Source organism: Amycolatopsis sp. NPDC004079 (assembly GCF_040610415.1).
Lineage (GTDB): Bacteria > Actinomycetota > Actinomycetes > Mycobacteriales > Pseudonocardiaceae > Amycolatopsis > Amycolatopsis halotolerans.
The window spans coordinates 1-18,022 of record NZ_JBEXMH010000070.1; the positions used below are offsets into that span (position 1 = coordinate 1).

At 72.9% G+C, this 18,022-nt stretch carries 3 protein-coding genes; all 3 read left to right on the forward strand.

The features are described from left to right. Positions 1-3,892: SDR family NAD(P)-dependent oxidoreductase (locus ABZX37_RS41470; protein WP_354749217.1), on the forward strand; the 3,892-nt coding region annotated here is incomplete at its 5' end. Between the two features lie 21 nt (positions 3,893-3,913). Then, positions 3,914-13,447, forward strand: coding sequence for an SDR family NAD(P)-dependent oxidoreductase (locus ABZX37_RS41475; protein WP_354749219.1), 9,534 nt, complete (start codon positions 3,914-3,916; stop codon positions 13,445-13,447). 22 nt (positions 13,448-13,469) lie between these two features. Next, the gene (locus ABZX37_RS41480; RefSeq protein ID WP_354749221.1) at positions 13,470-17,981 is read left to right on the forward strand and encodes a beta-ketoacyl synthase N-terminal-like domain-containing protein; all 4,512 of its coding nucleotides are present in this window, start codon (positions 13,470-13,472) and stop codon (positions 17,979-17,981) included. Positions 17,982-18,022: the final 41 nt, after the last annotated feature.

Consider the following 18,022-nt stretch of genomic DNA (forward strand, 5'->3'; position numbering starts at 1 on the left):
CACCATCCCCACCCTCCACCGCAACAAACACACCCCCACCCAACTCCTCCACGCCCTCACCCACGCCCACCTCACCGGACTCACCGTGCACTGGCCCTCAGTACACGACCCGATCAACCACCCAGACCCGGACCTGCCCGGCTACCCCTTCCAACACGAGCCCTACTGGCTGCCCACGGCAACCACTGCCGCCGAGCCCGCGCGACTGGGACAGCAAGCTCTCGAACATCCGATCCTCGCCACCACGATCCACGCTCCGGACACCGACACTCATCTCTTCACCGGCCAGGTATCCACTGCCACCCACCCCTGGCTGGCCGACCACCAGGTGCACAACACCCCGGTGCTGCCCGCCACGGCGATACTCGACCTCGTCCTGCACGCGGGGCACCGCATCCGGTGCCCGCATCTGGCCGAGCTGACGGTCCACGCCCCCGTCGTCACCGCCGAACCCACCGCACTCCAACTCCACATCCACGCCCCCACCGACAACACCCGCACCTTCACCCTCCACACCAAACCAACCCACGACCCCCACCACCCCTGGACACCCCACGCCACCGGCACCCTCACCACCACCCCGCCCGCCGCTCCCCCGGAACCGGATCCGGCCTGGCCGCCCGCCGACGCCCAGCTCATCGACCTCGACAACCTCTACGAACGGTTCGACGCCTGCGGCATCCACTACGGGCCCGGGTTCCGCAACCTGGCCAGGGCCTGGCACCGGGGAGACGAACTGTTCGCTGAGGTCGCCGTCGGCGACGGCGACGGCGACGGCGACAGCGGTTTCGGCGTGCACCCCGCGCTGCTGGACGCCGCACTGCACCCGGTCGGGCACGCGAACACCACCGGCCGGACCTGGCTCCCGTTCAGCTGGACGGACGTGACTCAGGCTGCCGACAACCCCACGGCGCTGCGCGTCCGTTTGGTCCGCACGGACGACGCTTCCGTGTCTTTCACCGCGACCGATCCCAGCGGCGCGGTCGTGCTGCGGGCCGGTTCGCTGGCGTTGCGGGAGGCCCCGGCCGGCGTCGCGACCACAGCGGGCGTCCCGCTTTACGGCGTGGAGTGGAGCCCGGTGCCCGCACCGCCGAACGGGCGACCGGGCCGATTGGCCGTCCTCGGCGCGGAACTGGCGTCCCGCCTGCGCAAGTCCGGGATTGAGACCGACGAGTACCAGGACCTGACCGCCCTTCGCGAGGCGACCGGAACGCCCCGGCCCGAACTGGTGCTCGCGGCGGTTACGCCCGGTCAGGACACCGCCGCCGCTGCCCATGCGGCGACCCTCCGTGTCCTGGCGCTGATCCAGGACTGGCTGGCCGAACCGCGGTTCGCGGAAACGCGGCTGGTGTTCGCGTCCTGCGGCGCCGCTTCGACCCGCCGGGGCGAGCAGGCTCCCGATCTCGCCGGAGCCGCCGTGCTCGGGCTGGTGCGCTCAGCCGCCGCGGAGCACCCGGACCGGCTGGGGCTGGTCGATCTCGGCCGGGACGCCGGCCCCGAGGCGCTGCTCGCCGCGCTGGGCTCTGGCGAACCGGAGCTGGCGGTGCGGTCCGGCAGGGTCCTCGCCCCTCGGCTGGCCCGGACCGCGCAGGACAACGGGCTCGTCCCGCCCGCGGACAGCTCCGCGTGGCGGCTGGACGTGACCGAGCGCGGGACATTGGAGAACGTCACACTCGCCCCCGTCGACCAGCCGTGGCGGCCGCTGGAGCCAGGGCAGGTCCGGGTGGAGGTGCGCGCGATCGGGCTGAACTTCCGCGACACCTTGATCGCGCTCGGCGTGTATCCCGGGGAAGCGCAGCTAGGTGGCGAGGGCGCGGGCATCGTCCTCGAGGCGGCCCCGGACGTCCCTGATCTGGCCGTGGGCGACCGGGTGCTCGGCCTCTTCCCCGACGGCGCGGGATCGGTGGCGACCACCGACCACCGGGTGCTGGCGCCGGTACCGGCCGGATGGACATTTGCCCAGGGCGCGGCCGTGCCCGTGGTGTTCCTGACCGCTTACTTCGGGCTCGTCGACCTGGCGCGCGCGAAGCCAGGAGAATCCGTCCTCGTCCATGCCGGCACCGGCGGCGTCGGCATGGCCGCGCTGCAGCTCGCCGAGCATCTCGGCCTCACCGCCTACGCCACAGCCAGTCCGGCCAAATGGCCGGTGCTGCGTGAGCTCGGCGTGCCGGACCGGCGGATCGCTTCCTCGCGCGATGCGGGCTTCGAAGCGAAGTTCCGGTCCGGCGCGGGCGGAATCGACATAGTGCTCAACAGCCTCACCGGCGAGCTGTTGGACTCCTCGCTGCGCCTGCTCGCCCCCGGCAGCCGGTTCTTGGAGATCGGCAAGGCCGATCCGCGGGACCCCGCACAGGTGGCCGAACTCGCCCCCGGTGCCCAGTACTTGCCCTACGAACTAGCGCAGGCCGGGCCGGAGCGGGTCCGCGAAATGCTCCGCGAGTTGAGCGAATTGTTCGCCTCCGGCGCGCTGCGCCCGCTGCCGGTCACGGCCTCGCCGGTCGCCCGGGCCGTGCCGGCGCTGCGATCGCTGGCACAAGCGCAGCACACCGGCAAGCTCGTGCTGGCCGTGGCGCCCGATCCCGACCCGGAGGGCACGGTGCTGATCACCGGGGCCTCCGGTGTACTCGCGGGCGCGGTGGCGGAGCATCTGGTCAGCACGCACGGGGCGCGGCACCTGCTGCTGGCTTCCCGGCAAGGCCGGAGCGGCGGTGCCGGCGAACTGGCCGAGCGGCTGCGCGGGCTGGGCGCGTCGGTGACCGTGGCGGCGTGCGACGTGACCGATCCGGACGCGGTGACCGAACTGGTGGCCGGGGTCCCGGCCGCGCATCCGCTCACCGGTGTCGTGCACACCGCGGGCACCGTCGACGACGGAGCCGTCATCGGGCTGACCCCGGACCGGCTGACCGGGGTCCTGAGGCCCAAAGCGGACGCTGCCTGGCACCTGCACCAGGCCACCCGCGATCTGGACCTCGCCTATTTCGTGCTGTTTTCCTCGGCGGCCGGCCTGCTCGGCAATCCCGGGCAAGCCAGCTACGCCGCGGCCAACAGCTACCTGGACGCGCTGGCCCGGCACCGGCAGTCGGCCGGGCTCGCCGCGACCTCGATGGCATGGGGACTGTGGGACCGGACCAGCGCGATGACCGAGTCGCTGACCCCCGCCGACCGGGACCGGCTGCGCCGCGGCGGTTTCCCGGCGATGTCCGTCGCGGAGGGGCTGGCCCGGTTCGACCGGGCGCTGGCCGCTGCGGAACCGGTAGTGGCCCCGCTCGCGGTGGACTACGAGGCGCTCGCGGAGCGGGCGCGGGCACGGGCGCTGCCCGCCGTGCTGACCGGTCTGGTGCGGGTCCGCGCTGCGGCTGCGACCGCCGCGCCGCCCGCTCCGGCCGGCCTGGCCGACCGGCTCGCCGGGCTCACCGAGTCCCAGCAGGAGGCGGCGGTGCTGGATCTCGTGCGCGCGCAGGTCGCGGTGGTGCTCGGGTATCCGGCCGGAGTCGAGGTAGACCCGGAGGTTCCGTTCCGCGAGCTGGGGCTGGACTCGCTGACCGCGGTGGAGCTGCGCAACCGGCTTTCCGCGGCCACCGGGGTGCGGTTGCCCGCGACGCTGGCCTTCGACCATCCGACGCCGGCGGCGCTGGCCAGCCGTCTGCGCACGGAGGCGGCCCCGGCCGCACCCGATTCGGCCGAGCTGCTGCTGGCCGAACTCGACCGGGTGGCCGACGGGCTGCTCGCCGCCCGCGACGCCGAACGGCTGCGCCCGCGGATCACCGCCCGGCTGCGCGCGCTGGTCCGCCGCTGGGACGGCGCGAACGAGCCGGAGGCCGATGGCGATCTCGCCAACACCAGCGACGAATCGCTGTTCGCCGCACTGGACGACGAGCTGGAGAGTTCCTGACGCCGAGGGGGCGGACCGATCATGACCGAGCCGACGAACGAGGACCGGCTGCGCGGATACCTGCACCGTGCCACCGCGGATCTGCGGCAAGCGCGCCGCAGGCTGCGCGAGGCCGAAGACCGGCAGCACGAACCGATCGCTGTGGTGGGCATCGGCTGCCGCTATCCGGGCGGGGTGCGCGATCCGGAAGAGCTGTGGCAATTGGTGCGAGCGGGCCGCGACGCCGTCGGGCCGTTCCCCGAGGACCGGGGCTGGGATCTCGAAGCGCTCTTCAGCGCGGACCCGGACCAGCCGGGCACCGCCACCGCGACCGAAGGTGGCTTCCTGACCGGCGCGGGTGACTTCGACGCGGCGTTCTTCGACATGTCCCCTAGGGAGGCGCTGGCGACCGATCCGCAGCAGCGGTTGTTGCTGGAAGTCTCCTGGGAAGCCGTGGAACACGCCGGAATCGACCCGTCCGGTCTGGCGGGAAGCCGCACTGGCGTGTTCGCCGGGGTGATCGCCCAGCACTACCCCGAGCACCTGGACGAGGCTCCGGCCGCGCTCGAAGGCCACCTGATGACCGGCACGACGACGAGCATCGCTTCCGGCCGGGTGGCTTACGCCCTCGGGCTCGAGGGGCCGGCGGTCACCCTGGACACCGCGTGCTCGTCGTCTCTGGTCGCACTGCACCTAGCCGCGCAAGCACTGCGCCGCGGCGAGTGCGACCTGGCGCTCGCCGGCGGCGTGACGGTACTGCCGACGCCGCACGTGTTCGTCGGGTTCAGCAGGCAGCGCGGACTGGCTCCGGACGGCCGGTGCAAGGCGTTCTCCGCCGCCGCGGACGGCGCGGGCTTCGCCGAGGGGATTGGCGTGCTGCTGGTGGAGCGGCTGTCCGACGCTCAGCGCAACGAGCATCCGGTGCTGGCGGTCGTGCGCGGCTCGGCGGTGAACTCCGACGGCGCGAGCAACGGGCTCACCGCACCCAACGGCCCGTCCCAGCAGCGGGTGATCTGGCAGGCGCTGGCCGACGCCGGGCTCGAACCGGCCGATGTGGACGCGGTCGAGGCGCACGGAACCGGCACCGCACTGGGCGACCCGATCGAGGCACAGGCCCTGCTGTCCACCTACGGCCGGGACCGGGACCCGGCCCGGCCGCTGCGGGTGGGGTCGATCAAATCGAACCTCGGGCACACCCAGGCCGCCGCCGGCGTCGCCGGGGTGATCAAGATGATCATGGCACTGCGGCACGAGGAGCTGCCGCGCACGCTGCACGTGACCGAGCCGACGCCGCACGTGGACTGGTCGTCGGGCGCCGTCGAGCTGCTCACTGAAGCGGTCGCGTGGCCGGACACCGGCGCGCTCCGCCGGGCCGGAGTGTCCTCGTTCGGGATCAGCGGGACCAACGCGCACGTGCTCGTGGAACAGGCTCCTGCCCCGGAACTGCCCGCGCCGCCTCCTGCCGCACCGGTGGTGTGGCCGCTGTCCGCACGCAGCGATGAAGCGTTGCGTGCCCAGGCTGCCGCCCTGCGGGCGCACCTCGCGGAAAACCCGGGGCTGGCGCCGCAGGCCGTGGGCTGGACGCTGGCCAGCGGCCGGGCCGCGCTGGAGCACCGGGCGGTGCTGTTCGGCCCCGATCCGCGCCGGGCACTGGACGCGCTCGCGGCGGGCGAGCCCGATCCCGGTCTCGTGCGCGGCAAAGCACGGGCACGGCGAACCGCGTTCCTGTTCGCGGGTCAGGGCAGTCAGCGGCCCGGCATGGGCCGGGACCTGTCCGCGCGCTTCCCGGTGTTCGCCGAGCACCTGGAACACGTGTGCGCGAAACTGGACCGGCATCTGGACCGGCCGCTGCGCGAGATTCTGTTCGCGGGCGCAGACACCCCGGAAGCCGCGCTGCTGGACCAGACCCGGTACACGCAATGCGCGTTGTTCGCCTTCGAGGTCGCGCTGTACCGGCTTGTGGACTCGTTCGGGGTGCGAGCGGACTATCTGGTCGGCCATTCGGTCGGCGAGGTCGCCGCTGCGCACGTGGCCGGAGTCCTGTCCCTCGACGACGGGTGCACGCTGGTCGCCGCGCGCGGCGCGCTGATGCAGGCGCTGCCCGAGGGCGGGGCCATGGCCGCGATCGAAGCCGCCGAAGAGGAACTGGCCGCAGACCTGGCCGGGCTCGAGCACGAGGTCAGCCTGGCGGCGGTGAACGGACCGCGCTCGGCGGTGATCTCCGGTTCGGCGGACGCGGTCGCCACGATCGAGGCCCGCTGGCGCAAGGACAACGGCCGCCGGACCCGGATGCTGTCGGTGAGCCACGCTTTCCATTCTCCGCTGATGGACGCGGTGCTGGAGGATTTCCGGGCTGTAGTGTCCACAATGGAATTCGGGACGCCCGTCGTGCCGGTGGTGTCCACCGTGACCGGCGAGGTCGCCGGGCCGGACGAGTTGCGGTCAGCCGCTTACTGGGTGCGCCACCTCCGCCAGGCGGTCCGTTTCCACGACGGCGTGCGGACAGTGGCCGAGACCGGCGTCGACGCGTTCGTGGAGATCGGCCCCGACCGCTCGCTCACCGCGATGGCCGGGGAGACCGCGGGCCCGGACGCGGTGCTGCTGCCGCTGCTGAGCCGCACCGGCCCCGAGACCGAAACGTTCGTCGCCGGGCTGGCCCGGGTGCACACCACCGCCGCCCGCGTCGACTGGACCGGCCCGCAGGGCGACACCCGCCCGCACCAGGTGGCCCTGCCCACCTACGCCTTCCAGCACGAACGCTACTGGCTCGCCACGATTCGCTCGCCCGCGACCGACCCGCTGCACGACTGCGTGTTCGCTGTCGAGTGGGAAACCCCGCCAGCACTGCCCGACGCCGCATCCGGTGTGCTGCTCCTCGGCGAGGCCGGGCACCCGGCGCTCCGCCGCCTGCCGCACGTCAGCGGGGACGAGCTCGCCGAGAACCGGCCGCAGGCGATGGTGTTCGAGGTGCCTGCCGCCGGACCGGACCCGGTGGCGGCATGCCACGACACAACCGAACTGGCGCTGCGCACAGTGCGGGACTGGTTACGCGACGAGCGGTTCGCGGCGCTCCCGCTGATCGTCGCGACCTCGGACGAACTGGGCCATGCCGGGGTGCGGGGCCTGCTCCGATCGGCCTGCGCCGAACACCCCGGCAGGATCGTTTCCCTTGGCCTGAGCCCAGACGCGAGCACCGACACCGTGCTCCGCGCCATCGCGTACGCCGTCGAGTCGGGCGAGCCGGAGATCTCGGCCGCCGAGGGCGTCGCGGTGCCGCGGCTCATTCCCGCCGAACTTTCCGACGGGCAACGGAATCCGATCGATCCGGACCGCACAGTGCTGATCACCGGAGCCAGCGGCACGCTCGCGGGCCTGCTGGCCGAACACCTGGCCGGACAAGGCCAGCGCCACCTGATGCTGACCACGCGCGGCGACGCCGAGGAGGTCCGCGCCCGGCTGGCACAGTACGAGACCGAGGTGACCATCGTCGCCTGCGATCTGTCCGACCCCGGCCAGGTGCGGGCCTTGGTCGACAGCGTCCCGGCCGAATACCCGCTTACCGCGGTCGTCCACACCGCGGGAGCCGTCCGCGACGCCACTGTCGAGAATCTGACCGCTGAGGATCTGCACGCGGTGCTCGCGCCGAAGGTCGACGCCGCCTACAACCTCCACCAGGCGACACAGCACCTCGCCTTGACCCACTTCGTCACCTTCTCCAGCGCGGCAGCCACTCTCGGAAACCCCGGACAGGCCAACTACACCGCGGCCAACGCGTATGAAGACGCACTGGCCCATCACCGCCGCAGGCACAACCAGCCCGCCACCGCACTGGCCTGGGGCCCGTGGAGGGAGCCCAGCGCACTCACCGCGACGGCCGCCGGCACCGACCGCCACGGCCTGGTTTCCCCGCTGCACAAGGCACTGGGACTCGCCCTGTTCGACGCCGCGGTCGCGGGCCCGCATCCGCACCTCGTACTGACCCGGCTGAACACCGCCCGGCTCGGCAGCCGAACCGAGCGGCCCGCCGTCCTGCGCCGGCTGATCGACGAGCCGGAAGCCCCGGGTCCGGCAGGCATCGGCGCCGAACTGGCCGCGCTGGATCCCAGCGAACGCCGGAAGCGCCTCGCCGAGCACATCGCCGCCGCGGTCGCCACGATCCTCGGCCACCCGCCGGAGGCAGCCGCGGACCCGTCCACTCCGTTCAAGGACCTGGGATTCGACTCGCTCGCCGCGGTCGAACTGCGCAACCACCTGACCGGCACGACAGGGCTCGCCCTGCCCAGCACCCTGGTCTACGACCACCCCACCGTGGGCACGCTCGCCGAGTACCTGGCAGGCGAACTGGGCGAGAAGCCTGCCGCCGAGGACACCCCGGCCACGCCCGTGCGCGACACCGAGCCGATCGCCATCATCGGCATGGCCTGCCGCTTCCCCGGGGACGTCGAATCGCCCGAGCAACTGTGGCGGCTCGTCGCCGACGGCCGGGACGCGGTGGGCGCGTTCCCCTCCGACCGCGGCTGGGACCTCGGCGCGCTCTACGATCCGGACCCCGAGCGCCCCGGGACCAGCTACGTGCGCGAGGGCGCGTTCCTTCGCGCGGTCGACGAGTTCGACGCGCCCTTCTTCGGCATCGGCCGCCGTGAAGCCATGGCCGCCGACCCGCAGCAGCGGATGCTGCTGGAAGTGTCCTGGGAAGCGCTGGAACGCTCCGGTCTCGACCCGCAGTCGCTGCGCGGCAGCGGCACAGGGGTGTACGTCGGCATGAACTACAACGACTACCTGTCCCGGCTAAACGGCTCGGTACCCGAAGCCGAAGGCTATCTAGGCACCGGGAACTCGGCGTCGGTCGCGTCCGGGCGCATCTCCTACCAGCTGGGCCTGCGAGGTCCCGCGCTGACCGTCGACACCGCGTGCTCTTCCTCTCTGGTCGCGCTGCACCTGGCCGCACAGGCACTGCGCCGGGGCGAGTGCACCCTGGCGCTGGCCGGCGGAGTGACCGTGATGTCCACACCGAGCGCGTTCGTGGAGTTCAGCAGGCAGCGCGGACTCGCCCCGGACGGACGATGCAAACCCTTCGCCGCAACCGCCGACGGCACCGGCTGGGGCGAAGGAGCCGGCATGCTCCTACTCGAACGACTCACCGACGCCCACCACAACAACCACCCCGTCCTCGCCACCATCCGCGGCAGCGCCATCAACCAAGACGGAGCCAGCAACGGACTCACCGCCCCCAACGGACCAGCCCAACAACACGTCATCCGCCAAGCCCTCGCAAACGCCGGACTCACACCATCCGACATCGACGCCGTCGAAGCACACGGCACCGGCACCACACTCGGCGACCCCATCGAAGCCGGAGCCCTGCACGCGGTCTTCGCCGAAGAGCGCGACCAGCCGCTGTGGATCGGCTCGGTGAAGTCCAACATCGGCCACACCCAGGCCGCCGCCGGCGTGGCCGGCGTGATCAAAGCCGTCGAGGCGCTGCGCCACGAGGTCCTGCCCCGCAGCCTGCACGTCGACGCGCCCACCGCCCACGCGCGATGGGGCGCGATCCGACTGCTGACCGAGCCAGTGCCGTGGCCGCGCGGCGGTCGCCCGCGCCGGATCGGGATCTCTTCGTTCGGGCTGTCCGGCACCAACGCCCACGTGCTCGTCGAGGAACCGGCCAGGCGCGGCGAGCCCGAGCCGCACGGGCCGGACGAGGTGCTGCCGTTCCTGTTGTCCGGACGGGACGACGCGGCGCTGCGAGCCCAGGCCGCCCGGTTGCGCGAGTTCGTCGCGGACCATCCCGAACACGCACCGGCCGACATCGCGGCGGCACTCGGCTCCCGGACGGCCTTCCGCCGTCGAGCGGCAGTGGTCGCCGGGGACCGCGACGAACTGGACGACGCGCTCGCCTCCGTGTCCGCGGGACTCCCCGCGCCGGCCGCGGTGCTGGGCACGGCCGGTCCCGCGCCGTCGATCGCGTTCCTGTTCACCGGCCAGGGCAGCCAGCGACCCGGCATGGGCCGGGAGCTGTACGAGCGATTCCCGGTGTATCGCGAAACATTCGACGAGATCGCGGACGCCATGGCCGGGCATCTCGACATAGACCTGCCCGAGCTGGTCCTCGGCGAGGGCCGGGCCGACCACCCGCTGAACGCCACGCGCTACGCCCAGCCCGCGCTGTTCGCGGTGGAGACCGCACTGTTCCGGCTGGTCGCCTCTTTCGGCCTGGCACCGGATCACCTCCTCGGCCACTCCGTCGGCGAGCTGGTCGCCGCGCACGTATCCGGGTCGTTGCCGCTGGAGCCGGCGTGCGAAGTGGTAGCCGCGCGGGGCAGGCTCATGCAGGCGGCCAGAGCGGGCGGTGCCATGGTCGCGGTCGGCGCACCGGTCGGGCGGGTCCGCGAGGAACTCGCGGACCTGGGCGACGCGGTGTCGGTCGCCGCGGTCAACGGGCCGTCCGCCACGGTGGTGTCCGGCGATCGGGAGGCGGTGCTCGCGCTCGCCGCGAACTGGCGCGAACGCGGCGTGCGGACCGCCGCGCTGCGGGTCAGCCACGCGTTTCATTCCGCCCACATGGACGATGCCCTCGACCGTTTCCGGGAAGTGCTGAGCGGCGTGGAATTCGGCGAACCGCGCATTCCCATCGTGTCCAATCTGACCGGGAAACTCGCCACTGCGGCCGACTTGCGGTCACCGGACTACTGGGCGCGCCACATCCGCGAAACCGTCCGGTTCGCCGACGGCATCGGGTTCCTGGCCGCCCAGGGCGCCACCGTGTTCCTCGAACTCGGCCCGGACGCCGCGCTCGCCCCGATGGCCCGGGAGTGCCTCCCCCCAGACGCGGTGGTCGCACCGGTGCTGCGGGCCGACCGCTCGGACACCCGCGCTCTGCTGGCGGCGCTGGCCGCCGCCCACACCCACGGGTCCACAGTGGACTGGCTGCTGCCGGGAACCTCGTCGCTGCACCACGAACTGCCCACCTATCCGTTCCAGCGCCAGAGCTACTGGCTCCCGGCGCGCGCCGAATCCCGCGACCTCTCCGCCGTCGGTTTGGACACCGTGACCCACCCCTTGATCGGTGCCTCGACGGAACTGCCGGATACCGGGACCGAGGTGCGCACCGGCTCGCTGTCCGCTCATGCCCAGCCGTGGGCCGTGGACCACGCCGGCAGCGGGGCGCGGATCGTGCGGGACGCGGTGTTCGTCGAGCTGGCCCTGCACGCGGCCGAGTCGGCGCGCGGCTGCGAAGTCGCCGAGTTGTCGATCACCGACCCGCTCGTGCTGGCCCCGGAGGAAACCGCGCGGCTGCGGCTGGTGCTCGAACCGGCCGGCGCCGACGACACGCGACGGTTTGCCGTGCACGCCAGGCCGGGCCCCGGCACTTCTTGGCTGCGCTGCGCGGAAGGCTTGCTCGCCGCCCCCGCGCCCTTCCCCACGGATCCCCTTCCGGACGACGAGCCCGACGACGAGGACATTTCAGTCTCCTTGCCGACCGGGTCCGCCCCGGCGACCGGAGCTGCGATCCACCCCGCGCTGCTGCACGCGACGCTGACCACAGCCGGCCGAGAACTGCATCCGGCAGCCGTGCGCGGACTGGCGTTCCGGCCCACTGCGGCATCGTCCCTGCGCGTGCGGACCGCCGAGCGGCCGGACGGGACGATCGCGCTGTGGGCGTTCGAGGAGACCGGACAACTCGTGCTTTCCGTGGCAGCGCTGACTTTCCAGCCACGCCCCGAACTGCCTCCGCTGGTTCGGCTGCCCGCCGACTCGGCCTTCGGCGTCGAGTGGGAGCCGGTGACCGCCCTGCCCCGGCCGGAGGGGGTCCTCGCAGTGCTCGGCGAACGACCGGACCATCCGGCTCTGCGCGACCTTCCCGCGTTCTCCGGCAGCGCGGACGCCGTGGTGCTGCCGGTCCCGCTCGCCGAAGACCCGGTGTCCGGGGCGCACCACGCCGCCGAGCACGTCCTGCTGGCGATCCAGGCCTGGCTTTCGGCCGAATCCCGCGCACCGCTGGTTGTCGTCACCCAGGGGGCCACCACCGGCGTCGAACCGGCCGGCTTGGCCCATTCCTCCTCCTGGGGCCTGGTCCGCTCCGCCCAGCTCGAACATCCCGGCCGGTTCGTGCTGGTCGATCTGGATCCAGCCAGCACCGCGGGTGCCCTGCGCCAGGCGGTCGCCCACGCGCTGCGCACCGGGGAACACCAGCTCGCGCTGCGCGGTGCCACCGCCCAGGCGCCGCGACTGGTCCCGGTTCCGCTGTTCCCCGCGGACGATCTCGCGCTGGACCCCGACCACACCGTCCTGATCACCGGCGCGGGCGGCAGTCTCGCCGGGCACCTCGCCAGGCACCTCGCCACCCGCGGGCACCGGCGATTCCTCCTCGCCACCAGCAACTCCCGCCCCGGCGCGATCCAAAAGCTCACCGGCGAGCTGAGCGCACTGGGCGCACACCCGACGGTCGCCGCAGCCGACATCGCCGACCTGGCCCAGGTGCGAGCGCTCGTCGACGCCGTTCCTGACGAACACCCGCTCGCTGGTGTCATCCACACCGCGGGAACCACCCGCGACGCCACCGCCGACAACCTGACCGCCGCCGAGCTGCACGCGGTGCTGGAACCCAAGGTCGACGGCGCCCACAACCTCCACCAGGCGACACAGCACCTCGACCTGACCCACTTCGTCACCTTCTCCAGCGCGGCAGCCACTCTCGGCAACCCCGGGCAAGCCAACTACGCCGCCGCCAACGCCTGGCTGGACGCCCTCGCCGCACACCGGCGGTATCTGGGGCGACCCGCGATCGCACTCGCTTGGGGGCCCTGGCAGCAGGAAACCGCCCTCACCGCGAAACTCGGAGACAGCGACCGCGCCCGGATCGAGCGCAGCGGCGTCACCGCGCTGACCACCGACCAGGGCCTCGCTCTGTTCGATGCGGCGCTCGCGAGCCCGCACGCGCATCTGGTCACCGCGCACCTCGACCTGGCCCGGCTGCGCCGACACCCCGATCCGCCGCCGCTGCTGCGCGGGCTGGCAGGTGCTCCGTCCGGGACGAAGCCAGCAGACGACCTGGCCTCCGCGGTGTCCGGGATGGCTCCGGAGCAGGGCCGGCGGCACCTGCTCGACCACGTTATCGGCACCACGAACACGGTGCTCGCGCTGCCCGCCGCGGCGGCCACGAATCCGGCGACCCCGTTCAAGGACCTGGGTTTCGACTCGCTCGCCGCAATCGAGCTGCGCAACCACCTCACCGCCACGACCGGGCTCGACCTCGCCGCGAGCCTGGTGTTCGACCATCCCACCCCGGAGGCGCTCGCCGCGCACCTGCACGAGCGGCTGGTCCCGGAGCCGGCCGCCCCGGCGGACCAGCTGCTCGCCGAGCTGCGCCGGGTGGAAGACCGGTTGGCCGTGGCAGCCGAGGCCGGCGACGCCACTGCGGCAGCGATCACCGCCCGGCTGACCGCGATGCTCTCCGCGTGGCAGGAGCTGGCGCGTCCAGCCGCTCCCGAACCGGTCCGGGAGCGGCTGGACGCCGCCGGCCCGGAGGAGATCTTCGCCTTCATCGACCAAGAGCTGGGCCGGGACTCTCGGTGACCAGGAGGAAGGACAGTCGCGGATGACCACCAGCGAAGACAAGCTCGTCGACTACCTCAAGTGGGTCACCGCCGACCTGCACCGCACCCGGGCCGAACTGAAAGCGGTCCGGGACAGCGGGCGCGAGCCGATCGCGATCGTCGGCATGGCCTGCCGGTTCCCCGGCGGAGCGCGCAACCCAGCCCAGCTTTGGGACCAGCTGCTCGCCGGCACGGACGCGATCGGCGAGTTCCCCGGAGACCGCGGCTGGGACGTGGCGGCGCTCTACGACCCGGACCCCGAACACCAAGGCACCTCCTATACCAGGCACGGCGGTTTCCTGGACGACGTGGACCGGTTCGACGCGGCCTTCTTCGGCATCAGCCCGCGCGAAGCCATGGCGCTCGACCCGCAGCAGCGGCTCCTGCTGGAAACCAGCTGGGAGGCCATCGAGGACGCCGGAGTGAGTCCCGGCGCCCTGCGCGGCACCCGGACCAGCACCTACGTGGGGCTCACCTACGCCGACTACGGCGCCCGGCTGCACCCGGCGCCCGAGGGATACGAGGGACTGATCGGCATCGGCAGTTCCGCCAGCGTCGCGTCCGGGCGCATCGCGTACACGCTCGGACTGGCCGGGGCGGCTCTCACGGTGGACACCGCGTGCTCGTCTTCGCTGGTCACCCTGCACCTGGCGGTACAAGCGCTGCGCGCGGGCGAATGCGATCTCGCGCTGGCCGGGGGCGCCACCGTGATGTCCAGTCCAGCTTTGTTCGTGGAGTTCAGCAGGCAGCGCGGACTCGCCCCGGACGGACGATGCAAACCCTTCGCCGCAACCGCCGACGGCACCGGCTGGGGCGAAGGAGCCGGCATGCTCCTACTCGAACGACTCACCGACGCCCACCACAACAACCACCCCGTCCTCGCCACCATCCGCGGCAGCGCCATCAACCAAGACGGAGCCAGCAACGGACTCACCGCCCCCAACGGACCAGCCCAACAACACGTCATCCGCCAAGCCCTCGCAAACGCCGGACTCACACCATCCGACATCGACGCCGTCGAAGCACACGGCACCGGCACCACACTCGGCGACCCCATCGAAGCCGGAGCCCTCCTGGCCGCCTACGGAGCCGACCGGCCGGCGGACCGCCCGCTGCACCTCGGGTCCATCAAGTCCAACATCGGACACACTCAAGCCGCCGCCGGGGTGGCCGGCGTGATCAAGATGGTGCAGTCGCTGCGCCACGGGCTGATCCCGGCTACCCTGCACGCCGAGGCGGCCACCCCGCACGTGAACTGGGACTCCGGCGCGCTGGCCCTCGCCACCCGGACCACCCCGTGGCCCGCCGTCGACCGGCCGCGCCGTGCCGCGGTGTCCTCGTTCGGCATCAGCGGCACGAACAGTCACGTCATCCTCGAGCAGGCGCCTCGCCCTGCCGCCCAGCCCGCCCGGCCGCCGACCGTCGCGGGTCCGATCCCGCTTCCGGTCTCCGGCCACGACCGGACCGCGCTGCGCGCACACGCACGCGCGCTGCACAACCTGGTCACCGCCGATCCGGAGTCGAGCCCGGCCGATTTCGCGTTCTCTCTCGCCACCGGGCGGACTGCGCTGGACCACCGGGCCGTCGTGCTCGCCGAACACCAGGACGACCTGCTCGGCAAACTCGACGCGTTGGCCTCCGGCGTGCCGGATCCCGGGATCTTCACCGGCACCGCGCTGCCGGGCCGCACGGTGTTCCTGTTCAGCGGACAGGGCAGCCAGCGCCCCGGCATGGGGCTGGAACTGCTCGCCGAGCACCCGGTGTTCGCGGAAGCGTTCCAGTCCGTGTGCGCACACCTCGACCCGGAGCTGCCCAGGCCGCTGGCCGAAGTGCTGGCCGACGACAGCCCGGAAACCCCGCTGCACGGCACCCGCTACGCACAGGCCGCGCTCTTCACCGTGGAAGTGGCGCTCTTCCGGGTGCTCGAGCACCACGGTGTCCGCCCTGATCTGCTCGTCGGGCACTCCGTCGGAGAGGTCGCGGCCGCGCACGCCGCCGGCGTACTCGACCTGCCGGACGCGTGCGCGCTGGTCGCCGCGCGAGGCAGGTTGATGGCCGAGGCCGGGCCGGGCGCGATGGTGTCGGTCCGTGCCGCGGAGGACGAGGTGCGCGAGGTGACGCCGGAGGCGTGGGACCGGCTCGACGTCGCGGCGGTGAACGGCCCGCGGTCCACTGTGGTCTCCGGCGACGCCGACGCGATCCGGGGCTTCGCCGCGGCCTGCCGGGATCTCGGCTACCGGACCCGCGAACTGGCCCTGGCCCACGCGTTCCATTCCCGCCTCATGGACCCGGTGCTGGCCGGTTTCCGGGACGTCGTGCGCGACCTGAGATTCGCCGAACCGGCCGTGCCGATCGTGTCCAATCTGACGGGAAAGGTCGCCGAGCCCGACGAGATCCGCTCCCCCGGGTACTGGGCGGACCAGATCCGCGGCACGGTGCGGTTCCACGACTGCCTGCGCACCGCGCACGACCTCGGCGGGAGCCGCTACCTCGAACTCGGCGCGGACCCGGTACTCACCGGAATCGCGAGGGACGCGCTGAGCCCAGCCGGGACGGTCGCGCTGGCCTCCGTACTGCGCGGCGGCAGGCCCGAACGGACGACCCTGTGCGAGGCGCTGGCCGTGGCCCACGCACACGGCGCGGCCGTGGACTGGCCCAGTGTCCTCTTCGGACATTCGCCGCGGCGAATCCCGTTGCCCACATACCCGTTCCAGGGCGACCGGTACTGGCTGGACACCGCCCGGGCCGCCGCCCCGGCCGACGATCCGGACTTCTGGCCTGCCGTCGCCGCGGGCGACGCCGGCACGCTGGCCGCCGATCTCGGCCTGGACGCGGACCACACGGCACAGTTGCGCGAACTGCTGCCGAGCCTGTCCGCCTGGCACAACCGCCGCGGCCATTGGTACCGCGAGGCGTGGGCACCCGCCGCCGAGCGGCCTCCGGCACGGCTGACCGGGCGCTGGCTACTGGTCGCGCCCGACGGCGAGGCCGCCGACCTGGTGCGGGCGATCGAAGCCCGCGCCGATCAGTCCGTCCTGGTCACCGTGGAGCCGGCGGACACCCGGGCCGGGCTCGGCTGCCGGATCCGGACCGCGGTGGCCGCGGCCGAAGAGCCGATCGCCGGGGCGATTTCCCTGGCAGCTCTGGGTTCTCGCACCGGCGACGCCCAGACGGCGCTGACCGTGGCGGACGCGTTGGCCGCGGCCCGGGTGAAAGCGCCGGCCTGGGTGCTCACCCGGGACGCGGTGCGGGCCGGACCCGCCGACCCCGGCCCGGTACCCAGCCAGGCCGCGGTGTGGGGGCTGGTCCGCACCTGGGCCAGGGAGCGGTCCGGACGCTGGGGCGGGCTGGTCGATCTGTCGCACGGCGCGTCCGGCGGCCGGGTCGTCGACGTAATGGCGGGTGCGGTGCGCGGAGCCGACGAGATCGCCCTGCGCGGGGACAAAGCGCTGGTGCGGCGTCTGGTCCAGTACTGCGGATCGGAGGCGGCACCGCAGTGGCGGCCGCGCGGCACCGTCCTGCTCGCGGGACGAGGCCCGCACCTGGACTCCGCCGCCCGCTGGCTGTCCGCCCACGGCGCCGAGCGCCTCGTGGTCATCGGGCCGCCCGACCGGGAATTCACCGGGGTGGAAGGGGAACTGACCATCGCGGACATCGACCCGCTCGACCGGGACAGCCTGGCAGCCCTGTTCACCGCCCACCGGCCGACCGCCGCGCTGTTCGACGCCACCGGGCTCGACGACGCCGATACCGGGGCCACCCGCCTCGCACACCTCGAGCGCCAGGCCCGGACGACGGTCCAGACCGCGGTGAACCTGCACGAGGCGTCCGGCGACCTGGACGCGTTCGTCGTCTTCACCTCGCCGGTCGGCGTGCTGGGCACGCCCGGCACGGGAAATCACGCCTACGCGCAGTCCTTTGTAGACGCACTGGCGCGCTCGCGCGCGGCGACAGGACTGCCCGGACTGGCTGTGTCCCTGGCTCCGGCCGACCGGCCGACCTGCTCCCGCACCGCGGCCGACGAGCGGCTGACTCGTCGGGGCGTACGGGAATTCGGGGCGCGAACCGGTTACGCCGCAATGGATGTGCTGCGCTGCGCGATCGCTCCGGGCGTCGCGCCGTCGCTGGTCGCCGACATCGACTGGGCCAGTCTGGCACCGTTGTTCGCCGGCGAGCGCTCGTCGAGCCTTTTCGACGAGATCTGCCCGCCGGAACCGGCACGCGAGGCCGGATCAGGCACCGCTCTGGCAGACCTGGCCTCGGACGCCGATCGCGAACGGTTCCTGCTGGAACTGGTCCGCAAGGAGGCAGCCGCGGCACTGGGGCACACGGCGGACGCGGTGGGCCCCGAGGACAGCTTGTGGGACCTGGGCCTCTCGTCCTTCGCGGCCCTGGAATTCAGCACCCGCCTGCAAAGCGCGGGCATCGCGGTGCCACCCGCGGTCCTGTTCGACCATCCCACCGCCGCCGGGCTGACGCGTCATCTGCTGTCCGAATGGCACCCGGCCGGCTGACTCGGACAGTGTGCGCCGCCCCGGCCGTGCTCGACCGGGGC